31 protein-coding genes are annotated in these 24,673 nt (G+C 38.1%); 21 read left to right on the top strand and 10 right to left on the bottom strand.

Translation table 11 applies throughout. From position 1 onward, the window contains the following. Positions 1-40 precede the first annotated feature (40 nt). On the top strand, positions 41-316 hold the full coding sequence (locus tag ACRPLY_RS19700; RefSeq protein ID WP_013059635.1) for a YutD family protein: 276 nt from the start codon (positions 41-43) through the stop codon (positions 314-316). 48 nt (positions 317-364) lie between these two features. Here ACRPLY_RS19700 and ACRPLY_RS19695 read toward each other — a convergent pair whose 3' ends face one another. Next, a complete protein-coding gene (locus ACRPLY_RS19695; RefSeq protein ID WP_033580450.1) occupies positions 365-631 on the bottom strand; it encodes a DUF3055 domain-containing protein in 267 nt (88 codons plus the stop codon). A 162-nt stretch (positions 632-793) separates the two neighbouring features. Between ACRPLY_RS19695 and ACRPLY_RS19690 the strand changes: the two genes are divergently transcribed. Both ACRPLY_RS19690 and ACRPLY_RS19685 read left to right on the top strand, forming a co-directional pair. Continuing rightward, on the top strand, positions 794-1,231 hold the full coding sequence (locus ACRPLY_RS19690; protein WP_013085332.1) for a DUF86 domain-containing protein: 438 nt from the start codon (positions 794-796) through the stop codon (positions 1,229-1,231). A 74-nt stretch (positions 1,232-1,305) separates the two neighbouring features. Beyond that, complete coding sequence (locus tag ACRPLY_RS19685) at positions 1,306-2,076, top strand: TIGR01457 family HAD-type hydrolase (protein ID WP_013059632.1); 771 nt, start codon at positions 1,306-1,308, stop codon at positions 2,074-2,076. A 37-nt stretch (positions 2,077-2,113) separates the two neighbouring features. On the opposite strand, the gene ACRPLY_RS19680 is transcribed toward ACRPLY_RS19685, so the two are convergent. Continuing rightward, complete coding sequence (locus tag ACRPLY_RS19680; protein WP_013059631.1) at positions 2,114-2,614, bottom strand: phosphatidylglycerophosphatase A family protein; 501 nt, start codon at positions 2,612-2,614, stop codon at positions 2,114-2,116. 176 nt (positions 2,615-2,790) lie between these two features. Between ACRPLY_RS19680 and yutH the strand changes: the two genes are divergently transcribed. The 5 genes from yutH to thrB all read left to right on the top strand — a co-directional run bounded on the left by yutH (position 2,791) and on the right by thrB (position 8,411). Further along, a complete protein-coding gene (gene yutH / locus ACRPLY_RS19675; protein ID WP_028412623.1) occupies positions 2,791-3,792 on the top strand; it encodes a spore coat putative kinase YutH in 1,002 nt (333 codons plus the stop codon). A gap of 117 nt (positions 3,793-3,909) precedes the next feature. After that, positions 3,910-4,899: a 2-hydroxyacid dehydrogenase gene (locus ACRPLY_RS19670; protein ID WP_165635035.1), complete on the top strand. Its 990-nt coding sequence runs from the start codon at positions 3,910-3,912 to the stop codon at positions 4,897-4,899. A 241-nt stretch (positions 4,900-5,140) separates the two neighbouring features. Then, the gene (locus tag ACRPLY_RS19665) at positions 5,141-6,442 is read left to right on the top strand and encodes a homoserine dehydrogenase (RefSeq protein ID WP_014457900.1); all 1,302 of its coding nucleotides are present in this window, start codon (positions 5,141-5,143) and stop codon (positions 6,440-6,442) included. Then, a complete protein-coding gene (gene thrC, locus ACRPLY_RS19660) occupies positions 6,442-7,503 on the top strand; it encodes a threonine synthase (protein ID WP_325077797.1) in 1,062 nt (353 codons plus the stop codon). Before ACRPLY_RS19665 ends, thrC begins: the two co-directional genes overlap by 1 nt. Continuing rightward, entirely contained in the window at positions 7,497-8,411 is a 915-nt protein-coding gene (gene thrB / locus ACRPLY_RS19655; protein WP_033580452.1) for a homoserine kinase, read from the top strand. The genes thrC and thrB overlap by 7 nt, the downstream gene beginning before the upstream one ends. A gap of 89 nt (positions 8,412-8,500) precedes the next feature. On the opposite strand, the gene ACRPLY_RS19650 is transcribed toward thrB, so the two are convergent. Further along, complete coding sequence (locus ACRPLY_RS19650) at positions 8,501-8,731, bottom strand: NifU family protein (protein WP_013059625.1); 231 nt, start codon at positions 8,729-8,731, stop codon at positions 8,501-8,503. Positions 8,732-8,924: 193 nt separating this feature from the next. On the opposite strand from ACRPLY_RS19650, the gene ACRPLY_RS19645 reads away from it, so the two are divergent. Further along, complete coding sequence (locus ACRPLY_RS19645) at positions 8,925-9,251, top strand: YuzD family protein (RefSeq protein ID WP_028412620.1); 327 nt, start codon at positions 8,925-8,927, stop codon at positions 9,249-9,251. A gap of 43 nt (positions 9,252-9,294) precedes the next feature. Here ACRPLY_RS19645 and ACRPLY_RS19640 read toward each other — a convergent pair whose 3' ends face one another. Further along, positions 9,295-10,359, bottom strand: coding sequence for an NAD(P)/FAD-dependent oxidoreductase (locus ACRPLY_RS19640; RefSeq protein ID WP_028412619.1), 1,065 nt, complete (start codon positions 10,357-10,359; stop codon positions 9,295-9,297). A gap of 381 nt (positions 10,360-10,740) precedes the next feature. On the opposite strand from ACRPLY_RS19640, the gene ACRPLY_RS19635 reads away from it, so the two are divergent. The 4 genes from ACRPLY_RS19635 to ACRPLY_RS19620 all read left to right on the top strand — a co-directional run bounded on the left by ACRPLY_RS19635 (position 10,741) and on the right by ACRPLY_RS19620 (position 13,246). Continuing rightward, positions 10,741-10,980 carry a YuzB family protein gene (locus tag ACRPLY_RS19635; protein WP_033580454.1) on the top strand — a complete coding sequence of 80 codons (240 nt, stop codon included), beginning with the start codon at positions 10,741-10,743 and terminating at the stop codon, positions 10,978-10,980. Between the two features lie 303 nt (positions 10,981-11,283). Beyond that, positions 11,284-12,138, top strand: coding sequence for a diaminopimelate epimerase (gene dapF / locus ACRPLY_RS19630; RefSeq protein WP_063248452.1), 855 nt, complete (start codon positions 11,284-11,286; stop codon positions 12,136-12,138). A 74-nt stretch (positions 12,139-12,212) separates the two neighbouring features. Further along, complete coding sequence (locus ACRPLY_RS19625; protein WP_025752687.1) at positions 12,213-12,578, top strand: HesB/IscA family protein; 366 nt, start codon at positions 12,213-12,215, stop codon at positions 12,576-12,578. Between the two features lie 149 nt (positions 12,579-12,727). Then, the gene (locus ACRPLY_RS19620) at positions 12,728-13,246 is read left to right on the top strand and encodes a hypothetical protein (protein ID WP_063248387.1); all 519 of its coding nucleotides are present in this window, start codon (positions 12,728-12,730) and stop codon (positions 13,244-13,246) included. 26 nt (positions 13,247-13,272) lie between these two features. Here the strand turns inward: ACRPLY_RS19620 and ACRPLY_RS19615 are convergent, their stop codons facing one another. Then, complete coding sequence (locus ACRPLY_RS19615; protein ID WP_013059618.1) at positions 13,273-14,265, bottom strand: NAD(P)/FAD-dependent oxidoreductase; 993 nt, start codon at positions 14,263-14,265, stop codon at positions 13,273-13,275. 493 nt (positions 14,266-14,758) lie between these two features. Between ACRPLY_RS19615 and ACRPLY_RS19610 the strand changes: the two genes are divergently transcribed. The 3 genes from ACRPLY_RS19610 (at position 14,759) to ACRPLY_RS19600 (ending at position 17,149) form a co-directional block, all read left to right on the top strand. Beyond that, a complete protein-coding gene (locus ACRPLY_RS19610) occupies positions 14,759-15,973 on the top strand; it encodes an NAD(P)/FAD-dependent oxidoreductase (RefSeq protein ID WP_033580456.1) in 1,215 nt (404 codons plus the stop codon). 123 nt (positions 15,974-16,096) lie between these two features. After that, positions 16,097-16,420 carry a YuiB family protein gene (locus tag ACRPLY_RS19605; protein WP_033580457.1) on the top strand — a complete coding sequence of 108 codons (324 nt, stop codon included), beginning with the start codon at positions 16,097-16,099 and terminating at the stop codon, positions 16,418-16,420. A gap of 81 nt (positions 16,421-16,501) precedes the next feature. Further along, positions 16,502-17,149: a 3D domain-containing protein gene (locus tag ACRPLY_RS19600; protein WP_033580458.1), complete on the top strand. Its 648-nt coding sequence runs from the start codon at positions 16,502-16,504 to the stop codon at positions 17,147-17,149. 42 nt (positions 17,150-17,191) lie between these two features. Here the strand turns inward: ACRPLY_RS19600 and ACRPLY_RS19595 are convergent, their stop codons facing one another. After that, a complete protein-coding gene (locus tag ACRPLY_RS19595; protein ID WP_013085319.1) occupies positions 17,192-17,668 on the bottom strand; it encodes a divergent PAP2 family protein in 477 nt (158 codons plus the stop codon). A gap of 245 nt (positions 17,669-17,913) precedes the next feature. Here ACRPLY_RS19595 and ACRPLY_RS19590 point away from each other — a divergent pair, with 245 nt between their 5' ends. Together ACRPLY_RS19590 and ACRPLY_RS19585 are read left to right on the top strand one after the other, a co-directional pair. Further along, positions 17,914-19,407, top strand: a complete 1,494-nt coding sequence (locus ACRPLY_RS19590) for a leucyl aminopeptidase (RefSeq protein WP_033580459.1) — start codon at positions 17,914-17,916, stop codon at positions 19,405-19,407. 268 nt (positions 19,408-19,675) lie between these two features. Then, complete coding sequence (locus tag ACRPLY_RS19585) at positions 19,676-20,995, top strand: Na+/H+ antiporter family protein (RefSeq protein WP_033580460.1); 1,320 nt, start codon at positions 19,676-19,678, stop codon at positions 20,993-20,995. 54 nt (positions 20,996-21,049) lie between these two features. On the opposite strand, the gene ACRPLY_RS19580 is transcribed toward ACRPLY_RS19585, so the two are convergent. The 3 genes from ACRPLY_RS19580 to ACRPLY_RS19570 form a co-directional block, all read right to left on the bottom strand. Beyond that, positions 21,050-21,241, bottom strand: a complete 192-nt coding sequence (locus tag ACRPLY_RS19580; RefSeq protein WP_033580461.1) for a hypothetical protein — start codon at positions 21,239-21,241, stop codon at positions 21,050-21,052. A 116-nt stretch (positions 21,242-21,357) separates the two neighbouring features. After that, positions 21,358-21,894 (bottom strand): HD domain-containing protein, encoded by a 537-nt coding sequence (locus ACRPLY_RS19575; RefSeq protein ID WP_013059610.1) that lies wholly within the window; start codon positions 21,892-21,894, stop codon positions 21,358-21,360. Positions 21,895-22,070: 176 nt separating this feature from the next. Then, positions 22,071-22,439 (bottom strand): hypothetical protein, encoded by a 369-nt coding sequence (locus ACRPLY_RS19570; protein ID WP_033580462.1) that lies wholly within the window; start codon positions 22,437-22,439, stop codon positions 22,071-22,073. A 106-nt stretch (positions 22,440-22,545) separates the two neighbouring features. Between ACRPLY_RS19570 and ACRPLY_RS19565 the strand changes: the two genes are divergently transcribed. Both ACRPLY_RS19565 and kapD read left to right on the top strand, forming a co-directional pair. Further along, entirely contained in the window at positions 22,546-22,929 is a 384-nt protein-coding gene (locus tag ACRPLY_RS19565) for a hotdog fold thioesterase (RefSeq protein WP_033580463.1), read from the top strand. Positions 22,930-23,274: 345 nt separating this feature from the next. Next, positions 23,275-23,889 carry a 3'-5' exonuclease KapD gene (gene kapD, locus ACRPLY_RS19560; protein WP_013085312.1) on the top strand — a complete coding sequence of 205 codons (615 nt, stop codon included), beginning with the start codon at positions 23,275-23,277 and terminating at the stop codon, positions 23,887-23,889. Positions 23,890-23,925: 36 nt separating this feature from the next. Here kapD and ACRPLY_RS19555 read toward each other — a convergent pair whose 3' ends face one another. Beyond that, positions 23,926-24,306, bottom strand: coding sequence for a kinase-associated lipoprotein B (locus tag ACRPLY_RS19555; RefSeq protein ID WP_034264171.1), 381 nt, complete (start codon positions 24,304-24,306; stop codon positions 23,926-23,928). A gap of 85 nt (positions 24,307-24,391) precedes the next feature. On the opposite strand from ACRPLY_RS19555, the gene ACRPLY_RS19550 reads away from it, so the two are divergent. Beyond that, positions 24,392-24,589 (top strand): hypothetical protein, encoded by a 198-nt coding sequence (locus ACRPLY_RS19550; protein ID WP_033580465.1) that lies wholly within the window; start codon positions 24,392-24,394, stop codon positions 24,587-24,589. Positions 24,590-24,673 lie beyond the last annotated feature (84 nt).

Raw genomic sequence — 24,673 nt, 5'->3', positions numbered from 1 at the left:
AATTATGGTATGGTAAATTTTAAGAGAAGAGGTGTGAGCAATGGTCTGTATCAATAATATTTGTTATGAAGTATTAAAAGATGAGCGCGAGGCATTTAATGAAGAGGCGTTTAGAGGTCGCTTTATCGACGTGCTGAGCCGCTATGACTATATTGTGGGAGATTGGGGATACAATCAGCTTCGACTGCGAGGCTTTTTTGATGATCGTAACCAGAAGGCAACGTATGATACGAAGATTAGTACGCTTCAAGATTATTTACATGAATATTGTAATTTTGGCTGTGCGTATTTTGTCTTAAAAAAAGTCCATAAGTAAAAAAAGGCAAGCCGAAGACACTAATTGTCCTTCACGCTGCCTTTTTTTTTAGATGATTTCATATAAAAATTCGCGAAGTTCCTGACCATCTTCGCTGTTTAGTTTAAATACTTCTTCAAGATAGTGGGGTTCTTCAAGGTCATCTTGTCCAATAATGGCAAAGCGTCCTCCTTGAATATCAAGAACAACTTGTTTGCCATAATAACGGTCGGTTTGGATAATAGCTAAATCAAATCGTTGATTTTCGCCCATAAAGCTGACAAACCGGGTCTTTGTAGAGACGACATCGTCATATAGATAAAAGCGTTCGCTCATAGGTATACTCCTTTCATAGGTTGTATTTGTATCATATCAAATAAGGTCAAAAACAAAAATGAATTTATCAAATGGATAATGGGTCATGATAAAATAGAACAGGAACCCCGTTTGTTTATGAAAGAAGATTTATACAGAGCTGACAACTAGGGAGGAAATAATATGTACTTTGTAGATCGTGAAAAAATAGAAGCCACGCTTGTTTTTTTTGATGAACACGTTCGTTTGTTTGCTGAGCATTCGAGCTGGAACACAGAAATAGAGAAAAAGGCATTAGAGAGAATTGTACATCTTTTAATTGAAAACGTTTTAGATGTAGGAAATGCAATGATTGATGGTTTTATTATGAGAGACCCAGGCAGTTACGATGATATCATTGACATTTTAGTTGATGAGAAAGTGGTTAAAAAAGAGGAAGAAACACCATTAAAAGAGATTGTTCAATTGCGTAAAAGCCTTGTTCAAGAATATGTGGATGTTAATCATCAGGATATTTATCAAAAAGTGATGCAGCATAAAGACGTACTGGCAGCATTTTCAGAGCGCGTAAGGACATATCTAGAGACAGAGTTAGGACCTGTGTCTGCTTTTCGTAACTAAAGGCAAGCAATTTGTAGTTGTATAAAAAATAAGCTATGATTTCAAGTATGAGACTTGAAAGGAGATCACACAACATGAAGGAATATAAAGGATATTTGATTGATTTAGATGGAACCATGTACAAAGGAACAGAGTTAATTGCCGAGGCGCGTGATTTTGTTATTAAATTAAAGGAAAAAGGAATTCCTTATTTATTTGTAACAAACAACTCAACAAAAACGCCCGATAAAGTAGCTGAAAAGCTAGAGGCATTTGGCATTCCTGCAACAGAAGAGCAAGTTTTTACAACGAGCCAGGCAACAGCTAATTATTTGCATGAACGCAAAGCAAACGCTTCAGCTTATGTAATTGGTGGAGAAGGAATCCGACATGCGTTGCTTGAAAAAGGATTTACCATTGAAGAGGAAGATACGGATTTCGTAGTTGTTGGTTTGGATCAGGAAATTACATATGAAAAATTAGCAAAAGCATGTTTAAACGTTCGAAACGGCGCCTTTTTTGTTTCGACGAACGGAGATATTGCGATTCCTACTGAAAGAGGCTTACTGCCTGGTAATGGATCTATCACGTCCGTTATTACGGTTTCTACTCAAACAAATCCAGTATTTATTGGTAAACCAGAAAGTATTATTATGGAGCAAGCCCTTGAAGTCATCGGTACGCCAAAAGAAGAAACAATCATGATTGGTGATTACTATGATACAGATATTTTAGCAGGGATGAATGCAGGCTTAGATACATTATTAGTCCATACAGGGGTAACAACAAGAGAGTTACTAGAAGGATATGAGAAAAAGCCAACTTATACGGTAGATTCACTAAAAGAGTGGATGGAGCGAATTTAAAAAGCTGTCAATTGACAGCTTTTTTTGTTTTTAAAACCTATTCTTGACTGGCAGCCCGATGCGCTAACCGGCTAGAAGCAGCGGCAGCAATTGCGCCTACTAAATCATCTAAGAAAGTGTGGCACTCTCCAGTAGATTTATCGTTTAATCTTTCTAAAATACCCGGCTTTTGTTTATCAATATACCCGTAATTGGTAAAGCCGATTGATCCGTACACATTTACAATCGATAATGCTAAAATTTCGTCGATACCGTATAAACCTTCATCTTTCTCAAGAATATCCAACAGAGGCGGCTCAATCACTTTTTTTTCCGTGAGGACATCTAGTTGAATACCCGTTAAAATAGCATTTTGAACTTCTCGTTTAGAAATGACGCGCTCAACGTTATATAAACAGTCTTCGATTGTTAAGTTTGGGTGATACTTTTTTTGCAAGTAATAGACCAGTTCAGCAATGTCTGTAAGAGCCACGCCGCGTTCTATTAACCATTCTCTTGCTTTTTTTTCTAATTCACTTTGTGTATGTTTTTTCTCCAAGTATCATCACCTGTTTTCTATATATTTTTAAGTCTAAAGTTGTTTCATACTACTAACCCGGAGTAAATAACTATAAATGGTGTATTTCTAATCTATTCATTCCTCCGTAAATATTATGACAAGTAATGTTGTTTTCCATCATATAATTTCTTGAATGAATGAAGAGAGGGATTAAAATGATACAAACCATTTATGAGCATTACGGATTACGTCCAAATGAATTTATGCCCGTTGGTAAATTTGAAGGTTTTCAGTATCGAGATATTTTATATACAATCATTAATGTAAAGCAAATGGAACAAGACGAGTTAAATGAACTATATCAAATGAGTCAATTTCTGATGGGCCAAGGTGATCGCCATGTGGCAACATTTATGCCTAATTTAAATGGAGAAATGATTACAGAAACTGAAACTGAAAAATTTATCATTTGCCGCTGTCTTGCGGAAGAGAAAAACCCCAATTTTTCACCTGGGCACGAGCTAGCTGTTTTTCATCAAAAAGGGAGGCTGTTTCCTTATGAAGTGGAAAAAGCAAACCGGCTAGGGCAATGGAAGTCCATGTGGGAGAAGCGTCTCGACCAGATGGAGCAATTTTGGTATGGAAGATTACGTGCTTTACCTAATCAAGAGATGGAAAAACGTTTTTTAGAAACTTTTCCTTATTACCTAGGATTAACGGAAAATGCTATTCAATACCTAGTAGACACGGAAATTGACGATTTGCCCCGGTCAGTTGACGCTGCGACGATTTGTCATCATCGGTTCGGCCAAAAAACATGGGGGGAAGACCACGTTTACAAGCTCCCGGCAGACTGGGTTTTCGATCACCCTAGCAGAGATATAGCTGAATATATAAGGGAACAATATTTATTAACATACGCTGTCGATGAAAGGCACATGCATCAGTTTTTAAGTGAATACGAAAAGGTAAATCCACTTTCTTCTTTTTCATGGAGACTGTTATATGCTAGACTTCTTTTTCCCGTTCATTATTTTGAGGTCATTGAAGGATACTACAGTGTACAAGATGAGCGGGAAAAACAAAAGTATTATGAGAAGCTTGAAGGAGTATTAGCTCATTCTTCTCACTACGAAGCTTTTCTGAAGCGCTTTTACCAGTCGGTAGGCATTTCAACGTCTCGTTATCACATTCCTGAATTAACATGGATTCATTAAAAAGCGATTACTATAGAATATGATAAAATAGAAAAATAGGTGTTGGATAATCCAAACCCGTTTTTCTATTTTGTTTTTGTGCATGCAGTTTAAAAAGGATAAAGAGGTGGCGTACATATGGACAAGCCGTTTGTATTTATTACGAGAAAAATACCGAATGAATTAATTGAACCTTTAAAGGCAGTAGCGAATGTGGAAATGTGGGATAAAGAAGATGAGGCAGTCCCTCATGAGCTGCTTTGTGAAAAAGCTAAGCACGCACATGCTCTATTAACAATGCTTTCAGACCGTATTGACAGTGAATTGCTTACGCAAGCTCCTCATTTAAAGCTTGTAGCTAACTTAGCGGTCGGATTCGATAATATTGACATAGAAGCGGCAACTGAACGCGGAGTTATCGTTTCTAATACACCCGATGTTTTATCTGATACAACAGCGGATTTAACGTTTGGTTTGTTAATGAGTGTAGCTAGACGTTTAGTAGAAGCTGCTGAATACGTAAAAGAAAATCAGTGGAAAAGCTGGAGCCCATTTTTGTTAGCGGGTAGAGATGTTCACCATAAAACATTAGGTATTGTTGGAATGGGGAAAATTGGAGAGACGCTTGCGAAACGTGCTACAGGTTTTGATATGGAAATCTTGTATCACAATCGGAGCCGCAACCTCCAAGCAGAACAAAAGCTCGATGCAGTTTACTGTGAGTTAAATGAGCTGCTTGAGCGATCTGATTTTATTGTTTGTTTGACACCGTTAACGGACGAAACCAAACATTTATTTAATGCTGAAGCATTTAAACAGATGAAAACAACAGCGATTTTTATTAATGCTTCAAGAGGAGCAGTGGTTGATGAGCAAGCACTGTTACATGCAATTCAATCAGGTGAAATTGCCGGAGCTGGCTTGGATGTATTCGATCAAGAGCCTATTTCTGCTTCTCACCCTCTTCTTCAATTGCCTAATGTTGTAGCGCTTCCTCACATCGGCAGTGCGAGTATCGAAACGCGCACGGAAATGATTTCTTTATGCGTAAAAAACATTAAAGCAGTGCTCACAAAAGAGTCTCCTATTACAATTGTAAATAAAGAAGCGTTTGCGAAAAAATCATAATGGAAAAAGGCAATTTCATTTCGGTGAAATTGTCTTTTTTTTATTAAAAAACAGTGGTAGCCATGTTATGATAATAAAATGAAATATTTTAAAAATTTACATTTATCTTTATATACCAATTTTTTTAACAAGTTTACGAGAAAAGATGTCCAGTAAACCTTGTAAAAAAGAAAAATAAGGTCTATAATGTCCTCTATAAGAGAACAAATGTATACGTAGAAAGAACACAGAGGTGAGGAATATGACAAAAAGTATTTCAGTAGGATTATTAGGATTAGGAACGGTAGGAAGCGGAGTAGTCAAAATTATTGAAAATCATCAGGACAAATTAAGTCATCAAGTCGGGTGCCCAGTAGAAGTTAAAAAAGTAGTAGTTAAAGATATTGATAAGAAGCGTGACGTAGAAATTAGTGAAGATAGATTAACAACGAATGTTGAAGACGTTTTACATAACGCGGAGATTGACGTTGTCATTGAAGTAATGGGTGGAGTTGAAGAAACAAGGGATTATATCTTAACAGCCCTTCGTAATAAAAAGCATGTGGTAACGGCAAACAAAGATTTAATGGCAGTTTACGGCTCAGAATTGTTAACGGTAGCTTCTGAAAACAACTGTGATTTATTTTATGAAGCAAGTGTAGCAGGCGGTATTCCAATTCTTCGTGGATTAGCAGATGGGTTAGCATCTGATCGTATTACCAAAATGATGGGAATTGTCAATGGAACAACAAACTTCATTTTAACGAAAATGACAAAAGAAGGAAGCGCTTATGATGAAGTGTTAAAAGAAGCGCAGGATTTAGGATATGCTGAAGCTGATCCAACTTCTGACGTAGGTGGTTTAGATGCTGCTCGCAAAATGGCAATCTTGGCTACACTAGGGTTTTCAATGAAAATTGACTTGGACGATGTTCGTGTTCAAGGTATTACAGAAGTAACGGAAGAAGACTTGCAATATAGTAAACAATTAGGCTATACGATGAAACTGATTGGATATGCACATCGTGACGGCGACAATGTAGAAGTTAGTGTTCAGCCAACTCTTTTAGCAGATACACATCCCCTTGCTTCCGTAAGCGATGAGTACAATGCTGTGTATGTATACGGAGAAGCTGTTGGAGAAACGATGTTCTACGGACCGGGGGCAGGAAGCCTGCCAACTGCCACTGCTGTCGTATCCGATTTAGTAGGCGTTATGAAAAACATGCGTTTAGGTGTGAATGGTAAAAGTGCGGTAACACCTCAGTATCCAAAACAGTTAAAAGCAGAAGATGAAATGTTCTCAAAGCATTTCTTACGTATTCATGTTAAAGATCAAGTTGGCGCATTTGCAAAATTAACAACACTATTTTCAGAGCGTGGCGTGAGCTTCGAAAAAATTATCCAACTTCCTGTGAAAGGAAGCGAATTAGCTGAGATTGTTGTTGTTACACACAAAACATCTCAAAAAGATTATGAGGAAATCCTTCAGCAGCTTCGGGATTTACCAATTGTAGAAAATGTAAAAAGCAGTTACCGCGTAGAGGGAGTTGGCACAGTATGATGTGGAAAGGTCTATTAGCTGAATATAAAGAATTTTTACCTGTAACAGAGAAAACACCTATGCTTACGCTACATGAAGGAAATACGCCTTTAATTCATCTTGCTCATTTATCAAAAGAGCTAGGCATTGACTTACATGTAAAAGTAGAAGGGCTAAATCCAACGGGGTCATTTAAAGACCGCGGAATGGTAATGGCTGTAGCCAAAGCAAAAGAAGAAGGAAGCAATACGGTTATTTGTGCATCTACAGGTAACACATCCGCAGCTGCAGCAGCTTATGCATCACGCGCTGGCATGCGCTGTATCGTTGTTATTCCAAATGGAAAAATTGCGATGGGGAAATTAGCTCAAGCTGTTATGTATGGTGCAGAAATTGTAGCAATTGAAGGAAACTTTGACCAAGCGCTTTCTATGGTTCGTAAGCTAAGTGAAACATCACCTGTTGCACTTGTAAACTCTGTAAACCCATACCGTATTGAAGGGCAAAAAACAGCTTCTTTCGAAATTTGTGAACAGCTTGGAAAAGCGCCTGATGTTTTAGCTATTCCGGTAGGGAACGCAGGGAACATTACAGCTTACTGGAAAGGATTCAAAGAATACAGTGAGCGTCACCAAACGTCTCTTCCTCACATGCATGGTTTTGAAGCAGAGGGTGCAGCGGCGATCGTGCGTAATCAAGTTATCGAAAATCCAGAAACAATTGCAACGGCTATTCGAATCGGAAATCCAGCAAGCTGGGATTATGCTGTAAACGCAGCAAAAGAATCAAATGGAAAAATTGATGAAGTGACAGATGAACAAATCTTAGAAGCATATCGTACAATTGCACGCAAAGAAGGCGTATTTGCAGAGCCAGGTTCTTGCGCTTCAATTGCTGGTGTGTTTAAAGGTGTAGCTTCTGGTAAAATTGCAAAAGGTTCAACGGTTGTAGCTGTACTAACAGGTAATGGATTAAAAGATCCAAATGTAGCAATCGATGCTCATAACGTAAAGCCAGTGGTTTTACCAAATGATGAAGAAAAGGTATTTGAGTATATCCAAGGTGTCGTTGCTTCATGCTAGAAAATGAGCGTTTTGTCATTACGGTCCCAGCTAGCTCTGCTAATTTAGGGCCAGGATTTGATTCCATTGGAGTGGCTTTATCCCGCTACTTAAGATTAACAGTAGAGCGTCATGACGAATGGGTTTTTATCCCTGAAACGAAAGAAGTGCAAAGTATTCCTACAGGTACAGATAACTTAATGTATGAAGTGGCACAAGACGTGGCTCGTCAATTTAACATTGATCTTCCAAGTGCGAAGGTCAATGTTTGGAGCAATATTCCGTTAGCAAGGGGACTTGGAAGCAGTGCATCGGCTATCGTAGCTGGAATCGAGCTGGCCAATGTACTGTGTGACTTGCGTTTATCAAAAAGAGAAAAGCTTCGCATCAGCAGCTTAATGGAAGGACATCCCGATAACGTCAGCCCGTCTATTTACGGCGGCATCGTTGTTGGTTACCATCATGAAAAGGAAACATATATTGCTCAAATACCTGAATTTGATGTCGATATTGTGATGGCTATTCCAGAATATGAATTAAAAACAACGGATGCCCGTGATGTGCTGCCTTCCGATATTAATTATCGCCATGCAGTAGAAGCTGGAGCAATAGGCAACATGCTAGTAGCAGCTCTGTTAAATAAAGATTTACCTCTGGTAGGCGAATTTATGGAGAAAGATTTATATCACGAACCTTATCGTATGAGACTCGTGCCAGAGCTTTCTCTTGTGCGAAAAGAAGCAAAAGCTCTCGGCGCATACGGTGTGTCACTAAGCGGAGCCGGTCCGAGTGTATTATGTTTAGCACCAAAAGGAAAAGGAAAAGCGATTGCTGAACATATGTATGCTTTACTGCCGAACTGCGAAATAGATGTTTTACAAATTGATCGCAAAGGTGTATTTGTAGAAGCTGAAGTCACAACGAGTTAATAAAAAAATCCTCATTCATTTGAATGAGGATTTTTTATTCGCAAGCCCCAATACAATGGGAGGTTGCTTTTATAATAAAATCAAAGAGATTAGAATACTTGTTCTACTTCAACTACACCAGGTACTTCTTCTAAAAGGGCACGTTCGATACCAGCTTTTAGCGTAATTGTTGAACTTGGGCAGCTTCCGCAAGCGCCTAAAAGACGTAATTTTACAATACCATCCTCTACGTCTACTAGCTCACAGTCTCCACCGTCGCGAAGTAAAAACGGACGAAGTTTTTCTAATACTTCTTGAACTTGCTCGTGCATTTCTGACATAACTATCGACTCCTTTCTTCTACTCTTATTATAAACGGTCTTTCATGAAAAATCTATTGGAGTATACATCGTAATGTTACCTTAAAAGAAAAAGATGTGCAATGAATCAGTTTTGTGTAAAATAGTATTCATAATGAAGTAAAAGTGTGAATAATCGTACAGTTTATATGTAAAGATTCAAGGGGGATGTGCTATGCAGTCAACTGAGGTAGAAGTGTGTATTTATGGAGCTGAAATTGTTTGTGCAAGCTGTGTTAACCTGCCGTCTTCAAAAGACACCTATGATTGGCTAGAGGCAGCTATTTCTCGTAAATATCCGAACCAACCGTTTGCTATCACGTATGTAGATATAAACGAGCCGCATACGGATCCGGAAAAAGCAGCTTTTGCCAAGCGTGTGATTGAAGAAGATTTATTCTATCCTGTAGTGGTCATTAATGGAGAAATTGTTGGGGAAGGCAATCCGAAATTAAAGCGCGTATTTGAGGAAATGGAGAAGTATGGTTTCCGCGCATCATAACGAAAAAAGCCGTTAGATTGTCAGTCATCTAACGGCTTTTGTTTTATCCACTGTGGTGTTTATACATCCAAAGAATACCTGATTTCAATAATCGAGCTACGCGTCCTGTAATCGGACGTTCGGCAACTAAGCCAAACCCATGCTTTTTGCCTAATGAACCAAGTATGCCTTTTAATTTAATAGTTGGCAATTCATCAGGAAGCGCTTCGCCTTTCCAGCGGTGAAGAAGCACTTGCACAATTTGTTCAGCCTGACCTTCTGCAAGCTGAGCACTTGGGGCGTGCGGTAGGCTTGCACAGTCACCCAAAATGTAGACATTTTCATCGTCAGGCAAGTTATGGTATTTTGTCAATACGACGCGTCCTTGAGGATCTTTTTCCACGTCTAAATCGCGTACCACTTTATTTGGCTGAATGCCTGCTGTCCACACGATTGCATCGCTTTGAACGGGCTCATCATGATTATAAAGAATGTTCGGTTCTACTTTTGTAATATTAGCACTATTTACAATTTCGACACCGTTTGAAGTAAACCAAGTTTGAACGTAATTGCTTAAACGTTCTGGGAAAGCAGATAAAATTAATTTACCGCGGTCAAATAAGATGATTTTTAAATCCGGGCGGCTTTCTCTTAGCTCACTTGCCAGTTCTACGCCGCTTAATCCAGCTCCGACAATTGAAACAGTAGCGTGGGCCGGTAAGTTGTTTAATGTCTGATAAGTTGCTCGTGAAGCATCAATGGATTGAATGCTGTATGTATGCTCAAGAGCTCCGGGAACTCCATGATATTTATCTTCGCATCCGAGTCCTACAATCAGGTCATCGTAAGCGATCATTTGATCATCCACATAGACGCATTTCTCTTTCAGGTCTATTCGTTTTACACAGCCGTAGCGGATTTTTAAGCGAGGGTGTTCAGGAAAAGCAACACGGACATGTTGATCAGAGATTGTTCCAGCTGCAAGTGCATAGAATTCAGTTTTTAGTGAGTGATAAGGTGCTTTGTCAATAAGCGTTACTTCTACATCGTTAGGCAATTGATTCGGAAAAAGGCGCTGCAAAATGCGCATACCACCGTATCCGCCGCCCAGTATGACAAGGTTCTTCATGTGAATTTCCCCTTTAGCTTCATGCATTTTTGTTTTCTCTCTATTATTCTTGCTTTTAAGAATAGGAGGGTACAAATTACCGTTAATAAGGATGGTTGCCAAAAAGATATGAAAGGCTATATAAGATAACATATTTTACTTAAATAATAATTTAATATAACCTCGTTTGGTTTTCTATACATAAAAGTATAACTAAATTAATAAAAAACCACAATATGTTTCAACATAATTTCAAGCTATCCACGTAATAAAGCTTATTTATGCGTTTTTGAAAAAAGTCTATAAAGCTAAAAAACGCGCGCGAAATGAACGTGAATTTCTAAAGTTGACGTTGAAAATGAAAGGAGATAGGATAAACTAATAGTAGAGAGGTGAAAAAACGTGATACAGCCAATTATTGAATTTTGCGTTAGCAATTTAGCCAGCGGTTCTCAAGCAGCTTTAGAAAAGCTTGAAAAAGATCCAAATCTAGATATTATTGAATACGGATGTTTAGGTTATTGCGGGAAATGTTCACAATCTTTATTTGCCTTGGTAAATGGAGAGATTGTTACGGCGGAAACACCTGAACAGTTAGTAGATAATATCTACATTCATTTAGAAGAAAACCCAATGTTTTAAACTATCCCCGCTGTCGTATCTCTTTTTAGCAGGAGAGGGACATGAGGCTAATAGAATAGATGATGTAAGCATGGCTAGTCTTGCCGTGCTTTTTTATGCGTTTTTGCGCAAATATATGCGCTTTAACCATCCTTTTTGTAATCATAAAGCTTCTTTTGTTTTTTAATACTCTAAAGGAGAACAAAATAAAAAAACCCCTTAATCTTTATGATTAAGGAGCTAAAAAAACGGGGGATGATATTATTGTGTACAAAAGAGAATCACTTTATACTAGAGCTACATAAAAAAATAATGGGTGATAATATGAAAAAATTTCAGTTTACAAAAATGCATGCACTTGGCAACAACTATATCTACGTAAATATGTTTGAAGAACATATAGAAGAGCAAGAGTTAGCACCGCTTGCTGTAAAAGTCTCAAATGTTTATACGGGAATCGGATCGGATGGAATGATTCTTATTTGTCCATCTGAACGCGCAGATGTGAAAATGCGCGTATTTAATAATGACGGCTCGGAAGCAAAAAACTGCGGAAACGGTTTAAGATGTGTAGCTAAATATGCATACGAACATAATTTAGTAACAAGCGAAAGATTTTTTATCGAAACGCTTTCTGGAGTTGTAGAAGCAACGGTGCATCCGCAGGGAAATGAAGTTCCAGAAGTAACAATCGATATGGGAGAGCCTATTTTAGCTAGAGAACAAATTCCAATGACGGGAGCAAGCCAATACCAAGTTGTTGATGAAGAGATGGAATTTGGAAAAGAACGGTTAAAAGGGACGGCTGTATCAATGGGAAATCCTCACGTCGTCTTTTATGTAAATGATATTGAACAAGCGCCTCTTACTACACTAGGTCCGGTAGTTGAAAAAGATGCGCGTTTTCCAGAAGGAGTGAACGTTGAATTTGTCGAGGTAGTGAACGAAAGAGAGCTGAACTTTCGCGTATGGGAAAGAGGTTCGGGTATCACTCAAGCATGCGGGACAGGAGCATGCGCTGCTGTTGTTTCTTCTGTGTTAAATGAGAAGACGAAAAAAGATGTGCCTACTGTTGTACACCTCGCTGGAGGAGATTTAACGATTGTTTGGCAAAATAAAGGCAATGTGTTAATGACAGGTCCAGCCAATGTGATTTGCGACGGCATGTATTATTATTAAAAATGAAGAAGCAGACGATTTGTCGTCACAGACATTTCGTCGTATACTAAACAAAAAAGGAGGTCTGTTTAAAAATGAGTCAAGATATCCTAACAATTACAGAAGCTGCAAGCTTTCAAATAAAAGATATGATGAAAGAACATGAAGAAGAAAATGCTTATTTACGTGTTACTGTGAATGGAGGAGGCTGCTCAGGTCTTTCTTACGGCATGGGTTTTGCACACGAAGTAAATGAAAACGATACGCTGTTTGAACAACATGGCATTAAGATTCTTGTAGATAGCGAAAGTGCTCCAATTTTAAAAGATGTAAAAATTGATTACAAGCAATCTATGCTAGGCGGAGGGTTTACAATTGATAACCCGAACGCCATTGCAGCATGCGGCTGCGGCTCTTCTTTCCGTACAGCAAGCAACGCAGGTGCTCCTGAAGAGTGCTAAGTATATTTTTATAAAAAAGCTTTCTTCACCTCATCTGGTGAAGAAAGCTTTTTTAGTGAGAAATTTTTGTATGTTACATCATCTACCAAACTTATTGACCAAATAATCAGTCTTTTTTATACTCAATAAAAAAGAGGAGATGAACGGATTTGATAGATGCGACTCGTTACGACGCGGAACAAGTAGGAGGTTATGGAAGTTTTCGTAAAAAAAATACCCTGCCTATTCTATGGAAGGGGTTTATAAACTGGTTAAAACTTGAAAATAGGAAAATGGAGTCTAAGGATGCAAAAAGTATTCACTTCAGTGAATCGCATTTATTTGTTCAACATTTGCCTTTTTCCTCAGGTGAAGTCTGTCATCAAAACTCGTCCTCTGCGCCTCTTAACCATTCTGAACCTTACATTCGCTATTATGAAAATGCTAATGCATCTCTGGCCGAAAGCTATGGAGCAGTGGAAGGAGAGCATATTCTGCTGGTTGAACGTATTGTCGGTCAATCAGAGGTAGTAAAATATTTAAGCAAGCTCGAAGGCTTGAAGGCCTACAGAATGAGCGTAACTAGTCAAGAAGGAAACCATTCCTTTTATGAAATCTGTTTAATAAGCAGTGATGCAGAAATGATGAGTGAAATCATTCATCGAATGGTTACACCAATCCAGCAATGAAAAAAAGCAGGCGAGAGCCTGCTTTTTTATGAGAACATTGACGTACTGTGCATAGGCTGTAAGCGAGCCTTTGGGTCAATGTATGCTTTAGCGTTATTAACGGCAGTCGGACCTTCGCCAAATCCTGCCACGATGAGTTTTACTTTTCCATCATATGTGCAGACATCACCTGCTGCATAGATGCCAGGAATATTTGTTTCTTGCTTTGAATTAACAACAATTGCATTTTTCTCTAAATCTAAGTCCCATTCTTTAATTGGACCTAGAGAAGAAACAAATCCAAAGTTTACAATAACATCATCTACGTCTACTACTGTCTTTTCTTCACCTTTTGTATTTTCTAACACAACTTGTGTAATACGGTCATCTCCAATAAATTCAACCGGTACATATGGTGTTTTAATATCAACTGATGAATTATGCAAGTTTTCTACGCTATGTTCATGAGCGCGGAACTTGTCTCGGCGATGCGTTAACGTTACTTTTTCTGCGATCGGCTCTAACATAAGAGACCAGTCTACAGCAGAATCCCCACCCCCGCATACTAATACTTTGCGGCCTTTGAATTTATTCATATCATCCACAAAATAATGAAGGTTCGTTTGCTCGAATTGTTCTGCGTTTTCTAGCTCAATTTTACGGGGCTTAAATGCACCGTTTCCAGCCGTAATAATAATTGTTTTTGAATAGTGGACTTCAGAATTAGTAGTTAATCGGAATACACCGTCCGCTTGTTTTTCTACCTTTTCTACTGCTTGCTCTAGTGCAACTGCAGGTTTAAATTGATCCATTTGCTCTTTTAGGTTATTGACTAATTCTTGAGCACGTACTTTTGGAAACCCAGCTACGTCATAAATATATTTTTCAGGATATAAAGCAGAAAGCTGTCCACCGAGCTGTGGTAAGCTTTCAATAATTTTTACGCTCGCCTGACGCATACCGCCATAAAATGCTGTAAATAAGCCTGTAGGGCCGCCTCCGATGATGGTAATATCGTATACTTGTTTATCTTCTTTCATTTATAATCACCTCTAGATTGTTCTGTGCCAATGCATATTCTACTTTATGATAGCATAGTAAATTATAAAATATCATTAAAACACGCTGGAATGTTTGAGAAACTTTCTCAGCTTAAAGATCAGTATTTGCAATCATTAACATAACCACACGTTTTGGTCAAATATAAAACTGGGTATACAGGAAAGTAATTGAAAATTTAAAAGCTTGTAAATACAAAGTGAAGGGTTGAAAAACCGATGAAAAAAGCATAAGATGTTTGTGTAAATCAAGCTAGGACTTATGCTTACATTTTTTTGAAAAAGAAAAAATGTATTTTTTTAAAAAAGAACGTGAAGTGATTCACATTATTTTTCTTATATGAATAATAAATGGATAGCGATGATCGTTCTTGCTCAAACTAACATAAAAAAGCAAACCAAATAAAATTGCTCTTATCATTATATTTGTAAGACATACTTGTGACTATAACTAAAAAAGGTGGATGACATTCCTATGAAAAAGCCTAAAATCGTCATTTTGGGTGCCGGGTATGGCGGCATTATGACAATTGTTAATTTACAAAAGAAACTGGGTGCTAGTGATGCGGAAATTGTTTTGGTAAATAAAAACGATTACCATTACGAAACGACATGGCTTCATGAAGTATCGGCAGGTACAATTCATCAAGATCGCTCTCGTGTTCCTGTTAAAAATTTAATTAACACGAATAAGGTTACATTTATTAAAGACACGGTCGTAGATATTAAGTTAGATGAAAAGCGTGTTCTTCTTGAAAACAGTGAGCTAACGTACGATTATTTAGTTGTTGCTTTAGGGTACGAAGCAGAAACTTTCGGAATTAAAGGTTTAAAAGAACATGCATTTACCATTACGAGCATTAATGCAGCACGTCAAATTCGTGAGCATATTGATTATGTGTTTGCGACGTACAACAATGAAGTGGAAAAAAGAGACGAACTTCTGACAATCATTGTTGGAGGTGCTGGCTTTACCGGCATTGAATTTGTGGGAGAATTAGCAAATCGAGTCCCTCAGCTTTGCAAAGAGTTTGATATCCCGCGTGAAAAAGTACGCGTTATTTGTGTAGAAGCAGCGCCTACGGCCTTGCCAGGTTTTGATCCGGAACTTGTAGAATATGCGGTAACACAGCTAGAACGAAAAGGAATCGAGTTCAAGATTGGAACAGCGATTAAAGAGTGTACAGAAGAAGGAATTATTGTATCAAAAGATGACCAAGTGGAAGAAATCAAATCAGCAACAGTTGTATGGGCTGCAGGTGTTCGAGGCAGTCATTTAATTGAAAAAGCTGGATTTGAGAACATGCGCGGACGTGTAAAAGTAAGCAATAGCTTGCTGGCACCAGGGCATGAAGATGTGTTTGTTATTGGAGATTGTTCACTAATGATTAACCCAGAAACAGAACGTCCTTATCCGCCAACAGCTCAAATCGCTATGCAACAAGGCGGTACCTGCGCTGAAAATATTAGCCGTTTGATGAAAGGGCAAAAAGAATTAAGCGAGTTCAAACCAGATATTAAAGGAACGGTATGTTCGTTAGGGCATGATGACGCAATTGGCGTTGTATACGGTCGAAAACTATTTGGTTCAAGCGCATCTTTTATGAAAAAAGTTGTTGATAATCGCTCGCTTTTCCTTCAAGGCGGAGCAGGTCTTGTATTGAAAAAGGGAAAATTTAATTTCTTTTAAAACAAAAAGCAAAAGGTCTTCAAACCTTTTGCTTTTTTTGGTATTAACTTACTTTTCTGTGATTGACGCCTTGATTACTCTTAAGTAAACTGAGAGTATAAAGAGTAACGGAGGCGAAAAGCAATGGAAATGAGTGTGCCTGTCCTAATTATCTCCATCTTGTTGTTTTTTGTGTTGTTTTTTGGAATCGGTTTCTTGTTGAATATGCTGCTTCGCATGTCTTGGATTATGGCCATTATTTATCCCGTAATTTTTATTCTTATTATTGATGATGTAAGAGCGGTTGATTACATTCAACATCCCGCTCACTCCTTTCAGCAGCTAGGTACAAAAGTGCTATCTTTAGCCACAGCTGACATTGCGATTTTAATGGCTGGTTTTATAGGTGCACTAGCTTCAGGTATTACCATTAAATCTTTACGAACAAGAGGGTACCAAATGTTTTGAATGTAAATTCTTCTCGCGAACGAATAATTTGTTTTTATGTTGGAAACAAATAGATTCGTGAGAGGAGTTGTGGAAATCACAATGATTGGAAAAATAGCAAAGCGATTCATTATGTGCCTACTACTGGTCGGAGCGCTGTTTACAACATATGAAGCAATTACTGGCGTCCCAATAAACACGGTCATCAAATATATGCCTTTTATAAACAGTACAGGGCATCCTCTAATGAATGAAAGGCTCTTACCATCATTTCTAAAACCACTAAGAGTTGAAGCAGCTAGCAATGACAGAGAGCGTCTGACAATTGAAGAAGCATTTGATTGGTCGCGTTATCCAACTAAGAATGTATTGGCTACGGGTTACACAGCTGGTTACGAATCAACTGGGAAAAATCCCAATCATCCAGGGTATGGTATTACATATTCGGGCGTTAAAGTAAAACGTGACTTGTATTCAACCATCGCTGCTGATTTAACCATATTTCCAATCGGCACGATCTTGTTCATTCCGGGCTATGGGTACGGAGTGGTAGCAGATAAAGGTGGGGCTATTAAAGGCAATCATCTTGATTTATACTTTGAAACTGTTTCTGATGTGTATAACATATGGGGTAAGAAAGAATTAAACGTCTATGTAGTCAAATCAGGAGACGGCCGTTTAACTGAAGAAGAGTTAACAATGCTGAATGAAAAGAAATCGATGCAAGTTTTTCGTCAGCAGGTGAAATAAACGAGAAACACATGAAGCATTCTTCATGTGTTTTCTTAAGTTTTATGGCCATACATAATACGTTACAAAAGCAACTGCTATTCCTGTTAAGGCTCCAAAGAAAACTTCAATAGGCTTATGCCCAAGCAGTTCTTTTAGCTTCACTTGTTTTTCGTCCTCTTCATTGGTCGTCCACAGCTTTGCCTCTTTTACTGCGCGCTGAAAGTCTTCAACCAAACGATTTAAAACTGTTGCTTGCTCTCCTGCGTGTCTTCTTACTCCTTTAGCATCAAACATGACAATGATGGCAAAAATAGCGGATAGAGCAAAAATAGGGGATTTAAGACCTTCTGCTAGCCCAATGGCAGTTGCTAAGGAAGTTACGGCTGCGGAGTGAGAGCTTGGCATGCCCCCCGTACTAAAAAATAAGCTGCCGTCTATTTTTTTAGTAGCTACAAAAGAAAGGGGAATCTTAATAAATTGAGCAAAGAAAATAGCGATTAATGAACTCCAAAGTGGAAAATTTGAGAATAACTCCATTGAGATGTCCTCCCTCAACTTAAAATGTCTAAAAAGATAAATCCGTATGATGAAAACAGTGGTAGATGAAAGTATATGTGTGAAACTAAGGTTTTTGAACTGTGATTAAAAATTGTATTTCTGCTATCATATGTATATAGATGAAAACAGTGGTGAATATGATATATATTCCACTTGCTGAATAGATTAAACAAAGCAGATGATAAATAAAAATAAAATATCTATACGTAAAAGGGAGGAATTTTATGTTTTCGCACGTAGAAACATATGGTGTTGATCATCAAACAGAAGCGCTCGTAATCGGGTTATTTAATCAAAATCAACAGTTTGAAGGCTTTCTAAAAGAAATTGATGATGCTTTAGGTGGACAGCTCATTCATTTGATTAAGGAAGGAGATATTCGCGTACAGGAAAAGCGGATATCAACGATTCATACACTAGGAAAATTAGGAGCAAAACGTCTTTATTTTGTAGGGCTCGGACGAAAGCAAGCGTTAACTAAAAATGGGCTCAAAGAAAGCTTTGGCCTTTTATTTAAAAAGTTAAAAGAAGCAAAAATTTCAAACGCATCGGTCGTCCTTCCTACATTTGATACAGGAGAGTGGTCAGAGCAAGAAACTGCAGCTTTACTAGGAGAAGCTCAACAGCTTGCTATGTATGAGTTTGAAAACTACAAAAAGAAATCAAATGAGCCTGACAAGCAGCTTGAGAAAATTGAACTGTTTTCTTGTTATAAAGACGTTTTACAATCTGCGTTGGTTGGATATACGTACGGGAAAGCAACAAACTCAGCCCGCACCCTCGTTAACTTACCAAGCAATATGCTAACGGCTACAGATTTAGCTAATTATGCAGTAGAAATGGCACATACATATGGTTTTGAATATGAAATTTTAGAAAAAGAAGAGATGGAAACGCTAGGAATGGGCGCGTTGCTCGCAGTCAATCAAGGTTCCGCAGAGCCTCCTAAAATGATTGTGCTGAAATATCAAGGTAAAGAAAAATGGGAAGACGTTATTGGGTTGGTAGGAAAAGGGATTACCTTTGACACAGGTGGTTACTCTATCAAATCTAAAGACGGGATTGTAGGCATGAAAACAGATATGGGTGGAGCTGCATCTGTTCTTGGTGCAATGGAAGCGATTGGAGAATTAAAACCTCATCAAAACGTAGTAGCGGTCATTCCATCAACTGACAACGTTATTAGCGCGCGTGCCTTTAAACCAGATGATGTTATTACAGCAATGAATGGAAAGACAATAGAAGTGCTGAACACAGATGCTGAAGGGCGTTTAGCACTAGCTGATGGTATTTCATATGCCAAGCATCATGGAGCAAATTATTTAGTAGACGTGGCGACATTAACGGGTGGTGTAATTGTAGCTCTTGGTACACACACAACTGGGGCAATGACGAATGATTCTGCTTTATTGCAGCAAATAGCGAAAGCGAGCATTGAGACAGGCGAACCGATTTGGGAGCTGCCTATTACAGAACGAGACAAAAAGCGTGTTCGGGGAAGTAAGGTAGCAGATTTAAATAACTCTCCTGGACGGGAGGGGCACGCAATTATGGCAGGAACCTTTATTGGTGAGTTTGCAGAGCAAACACCATGGGTTCACTTGGATATTGCTGGAACTGCAACATCCGCTGCTTCTCATGAGTTAGGACCTTCAGGTGCAACAGGCGTGATGGTGCGAACACTAGCTGCGATGGTTTGTTCATTTGAAGCCAATTAATAAAAAGAACATAGCAGTGATAGAAAGAAACGTAAAAAGAAGCATCGAAGATGCTTCTTTTTTAATATGTTTACATAACATTTTTTTCTTTTTAGGAAGAAAAGATTGTTTAAAAAAATCCTTATATTGTTAAGGATGTAGAGAAGTTAAACAAACGTTTATTTAGTAAGATGATTGACTTTTTTTCTATACCTAATATAATGAACATGTTGTTTATCTCTCTAATGTTTTAATGAGATAAAGTAAAAAGAAAAATGGAGGTTTCAAAATGAATGCAGTATTAATAGCTGTGCTCGTGATGCTGATTTTGAGCTTATTGCGTATCAACGTTGTCTTTTCTTTAGCGGTCGGAGCGCTAATTGGAGGACTTGTTGGCGGTATCAGCCTCACAGATACAGTAAGTATATACACAGATGGTCTTGGAAACAGTGCTTCTGTTGCATTAAGCTATGCTTTGCTTGGAGGATTTGCAATGGCTGTTTCGCGGACAGGGCTGCCTGATGCCGTTGTTCAGCTAGCGTTGAAAATAGTAGGAAAAGAAGGAGAAACGAAAAAGAAGTCACTGTCAAAAGTACTGATTTTATTGATCATCCTTATTATTTCGTGTTTTTCTCAAAATGTTATTCCGGTTCACATTGCATTTATTCCGCTTTTAATTCCACCGCTATTAAAAGTATTTAATCAGTTGAAAATAGATCGCCGATTAGTCGCAACAGTTATTACATTTGGATTGGTTACACCTTATATGTATTTGCCGGCAGGATTCGGTAAGATTTATCACGACATTTTATTTACTAACATCAAAGAAAGTGGATTAACGATTGATAAAGGAGATATTACCACGGCGATGGCTCTTCCAGCTTTAGGAATGGTAGCGGGCTTATTGTTTGCTGTGTTTATTTCGTACCGTAAGCCGCGCAGTTATAAAGACATTGACATTGATCAAGGCGCAGAGGAGCGTACAGGTTACACAACAAGAGGGATTATAGTAGCGTTACTTGCGATTGTAGCGGCTTTAACTGTGCAGCTCTTAGTAGATTCTATGATTTTCGGAGCGCTTGCAGGAATTGTGGTCGTTTATTTCAGCGGGGCTTTGAAGTGGAATGAAGCAGATCCAGTATTAACGAACGGAATGAGAATGATGGCTTTCATCGGATTTGTTATGCTGTCAGCCTCTGGTTTTGCAAAAGTTCTTCAAGAAACTGGAGATGTAGAAGCACTTGTAAAAGGCTCTGTTGCTCTTATTGGCGGAAACCAAATGCTGGGTGCATTTCTTATGCTTGTCATCGGGCTTTTAGTCACAATGGGCATTGGTTCTTCTTTCTCTACCATTCCAATTATCGCGACGATTTTTGTTCCTCTTTGCTTAGAACTTGGTATGAGTCCAATGGCAACGATTTGTATTGTTGGTACAGCAGGAGCGCTTGGAGACGCTGGTTCACCAGCTTCAGACAGTACGCTTGGACCAACATCTGGACTAGCAGTCGATCGTCAACATGATCATATCTGGGATACGTGTGTACCAACTTTTCTTCACTATAACATTCCACTCATTATTTTTGGGTGGGTTGCCTCAGTTATCTTGTAAATAGAGGGTCTCTAATGAAAAAAAAGCAGCCGATCAAAACCGGCTGCTTTTTTTTCATGCTTGAGAAAGAGTAGAAGCAGTGCTGTCACAAGCTCCTAATGCTTGCTCTACAGCCTGAAGAGATTGTTCAATATGTTCGCGATTTGAATCTTTCTCTACTGTTTGAAGAGCTTGTTCAAGGCTTGCTTTTGCCTGATTTAATGACGTACAAGAATCCTGCACGTAACCTCTAGCGTTTTTAGACATTCTTCTTCCTCCTAACTAACCAAAAATGAGAATCAATAAGTAGTATGAGTAATTTGCAGGGAATTATGAGGAGAAATAATAAAAAGGATTAACTCTTATGAAAGGAGTTAATCCTGTCAGCCTAACTGTTTAAATTGGTTGGAATGTAGAAGTTCAAGCACTTTCTTATCAAGCTCCTTAATTTTCTTTACAGCCAAATTGTATTCCATTTCACGGTAATGATGTTTGCCGCCTGGCTCTTCATCAGCTTCATCAGCTAGTTTGACTACTTTTTGAAGAGGGCGTTGCTGAATGGTTCCTTCAGGCAAATAGGAGTCTGTGTGTAGTAAAATAGCTAAGGCAATTTCTTTTGCCGCCTGAGGTTCCTCGCCTAAACGAATGAGTAATTTATGTGCACGTTCAGCACCTTTAATAGCGTGAATATCATTTTGACGATACTTCTCATAATCCCACTGACCATTTGTGTACCATTCGTAGTGGCCAATATCATGAAGCAGCGCTGCTTTTGTAGCTAAATCAGGGTTTACATTATGCTGTACAGATAGACGAAACGCATGATAGGCGACCGATACAGCATGCGCAACGCCAGATCGTGTTAAATATTTTTGAGCGATAGGATGCGTGAAAATTTCTACTAGCGTAACATGTCTCATCATGTCATCCCTCCTAAAGAAAAAATATATTTCCAAATACAATATCATATTTATTTCCTAAATACAATTATCGTGTAATTTGTTTTTACATCCAAAAACGGCATATATTATAATATTCGAAACAAAACAACATGTACATCTTTTTCAAAAGAAAATAAGACTTTTTTCCTTGTGTTTTACCATTTAATATTTAACGAAACGTGACAGCAGTCAAATTGGTTATCGGGATGAATAAACGTAATTTTAATATAGTCTGGCGTATAAAAAACATCAATTTTGGCCTTAACACCTGTTGAAAGAATGAGTCTTTTTACTTCACTCATTTTAGATTCTTGAGCAGCAGCTTTTATTTTTTTTATTAAAGCTGGCGAAGCGTTAGCTCTTTGAATAAATATGGTAGCGCTTTGCATGGTAGAGGGAATCACTTTAAGAGATTGCTGGAAAGTCGCTATGTCCGCCTCAGGTAAGCTAGGTACCCTGTATGTATAAGGGTGAGGCATGTAGTACGATGGCCAGTAGTAAGACAAGGGAGCAAATGGTTTCATATAAGAATCCTCCTAAAAAACGGATTTTTATTATGTATATGTAGAGGGTTCGTATATGTTGTAGCAAAACCGTTATTGTATACTAGATACAAAGGGAGGTATGTATATGAAAACAAAAGATACGCTGTTAGAAGCATTAGGAATTGAGATTATTAGCGCAAGTGAACAAAGAGTGGAAGCGACGATGCCTGTTGATGAGCGAACGCGTCAGCCATTCGGGCTTTTGCACGGAGGAGCATCGGTGGCGTTAGCCGAAACTGTGGCTAGTCTAGGTGCTATTAAAAGTGTAGATATTGAAAAAGAAATCTGTGTGGGTTTAGAGATTAATGCTAATCACATCAAAGGGAAAAAAGATGGAACAGTTACAGCTATAGGCGTTCCTTTACATAAAGGAAAAAAAACAGCGGTTTGGGAAGTGAAAATTCAAGATGAAGAAGAGAATTTAATCTGTATATCCCGGTGCACGCTTGCTATTCTGCCTAAAGCTTAAATATAAGAAAGGCTTAGTCTAAAAGGTGTGAGGTATGCTTTTGAAGTCAGGAGGAGCACCTCACACACTGATGTGAGAGCTTAAAGAGAATTTGGAAGAGCGGATACATAAAAAAGTGAAAAAATAGGTAAAAAAAAGAAGCGAAATTATGTCTATTCGTGACAGTTACCCTGCGCATAGAGACATGCTCTAGAATATAGTAGTAGTAAAGTATTCTTTTTATTCAGCAACTAGAATATTCATAATATTAAAAATAAGAACAGAAAATAGACCTTCCGATTGTTCAATCGTGCTATAATAGCATTAATATAGTAGGGCGGTTTATTTTACAAAGGGGTGATAATATTGGATAAGAACTCTCAGTATTTATTCATTGATTTTGAATTTACAATGCCAGAGTATAAAGGTTTTCCAAAAGGCTTTTTTCCGGAAATCATTGAAGTTGGTTTGGTGTTTGTTAAAAATCAAGAAATCATTGATCGTTTCTCCTCTTACGTACAGCCTACACACTTCACAAAATTAACTGAGCGCTGTAAATCATTTCTCCATATCGAACAAAATCAAGTAAATGAAGGAATTACGCTAGAGCAGCTTGTACAGCGACTGGGCATGTATAAAAACAGCACGATTATTACATGGGGAAACATGGATATGAAAGTATTAAGGCAGTGCTGTCAAAAAAATAAGGTGCCGTTTCCTTTTACAGGTAAAGAAATTGATCTTTCGATGGAGTATAAGCGCTTTTTTGGAGATCAAAATCAAACCGGCCTTTGGAAAGCTGTGCAAGAGTATGGTAAAGAAGGAACTGGAAAGCACCACTGCGCGCTTGATGATGCGATGACGACACTCAACATCTTTAAGCTTGTAGAAAAAGATAAGCGGTACCTTCAAAAACCGGAGCCGACGACCATAGGAGATCGAATCGATTTTTCAAAAGTATTAAATAAATTTGCATTATAAAAGCCAAATCACTTCTATGTGAATTTGGCTTTTTGTTTAATGAATACCGTACTCTTTTTTTAACTCTTCTAAACAGGCAATACTTGCTTGAGCAAAAGCGCTATCTTTGGCTTGTTGTTCAGCTATCTTTAATTCAAGGGCTTTTTTTAGTGAATGCTTATAATCAGGAACGCTGTCTTCATAGAGATGAACCATTTTTTGGGGAATGTTGGCCTGCTCTCGAAACGCAAGTGCTTTTCGCTCGTGAAAAAAAGGTACGTCCACTTGTCCAGGATTATGTAAGTCACCTTGTTCTGGATGCTTCAACACAGCTTGAATTCGTACAACATAATGCAGATCTCGAACTTGTGTAATTTCACCGATGTATTTCCCGGTTTTATAAAGTGCTGTAACGGTTTGACCAATTGTAAATGTCATATTGCCAGATCTCCTTTAAGTAAAGTGTTTGTTATAAACAGTATAAATCAAAACCTACTACCGTTTCTATGAAAGGATGTTGTACATGATGTATTTAATGTTTTTGCTTTATTTTCCGGAAGATAAAACAGAATATATTCCTGCTTTTGCTACAATGGCGATTTTTGTACTAGCAGCAGTTGCAGTCTGGCGGTTCATCATCAAGGTGTCTAAAAAAGAAGAAGAAAAAACGAAGGAATTAGAAGCAAAGCTGAAAGAACAAGAAAATAAGAAGTCACTCTAATGAAATGCAAATAAAATGTAAGCGTTTAAAATGATATGTTGCTGGACAATCTATGGAAAGACATCTAAAACTTTCGCTAGTGCG

Origin of the sequence: Priestia sp. TGN 0903 (assembly GCF_050846855.1) — a bacterium.
Taxonomy (GTDB): Bacteria; Bacillota; Bacilli; order Bacillales; family Bacillaceae_H; genus Priestia; species Priestia zanthoxyli.
This window is presented reverse-complemented; position numbering and strand designations above follow the sequence as displayed.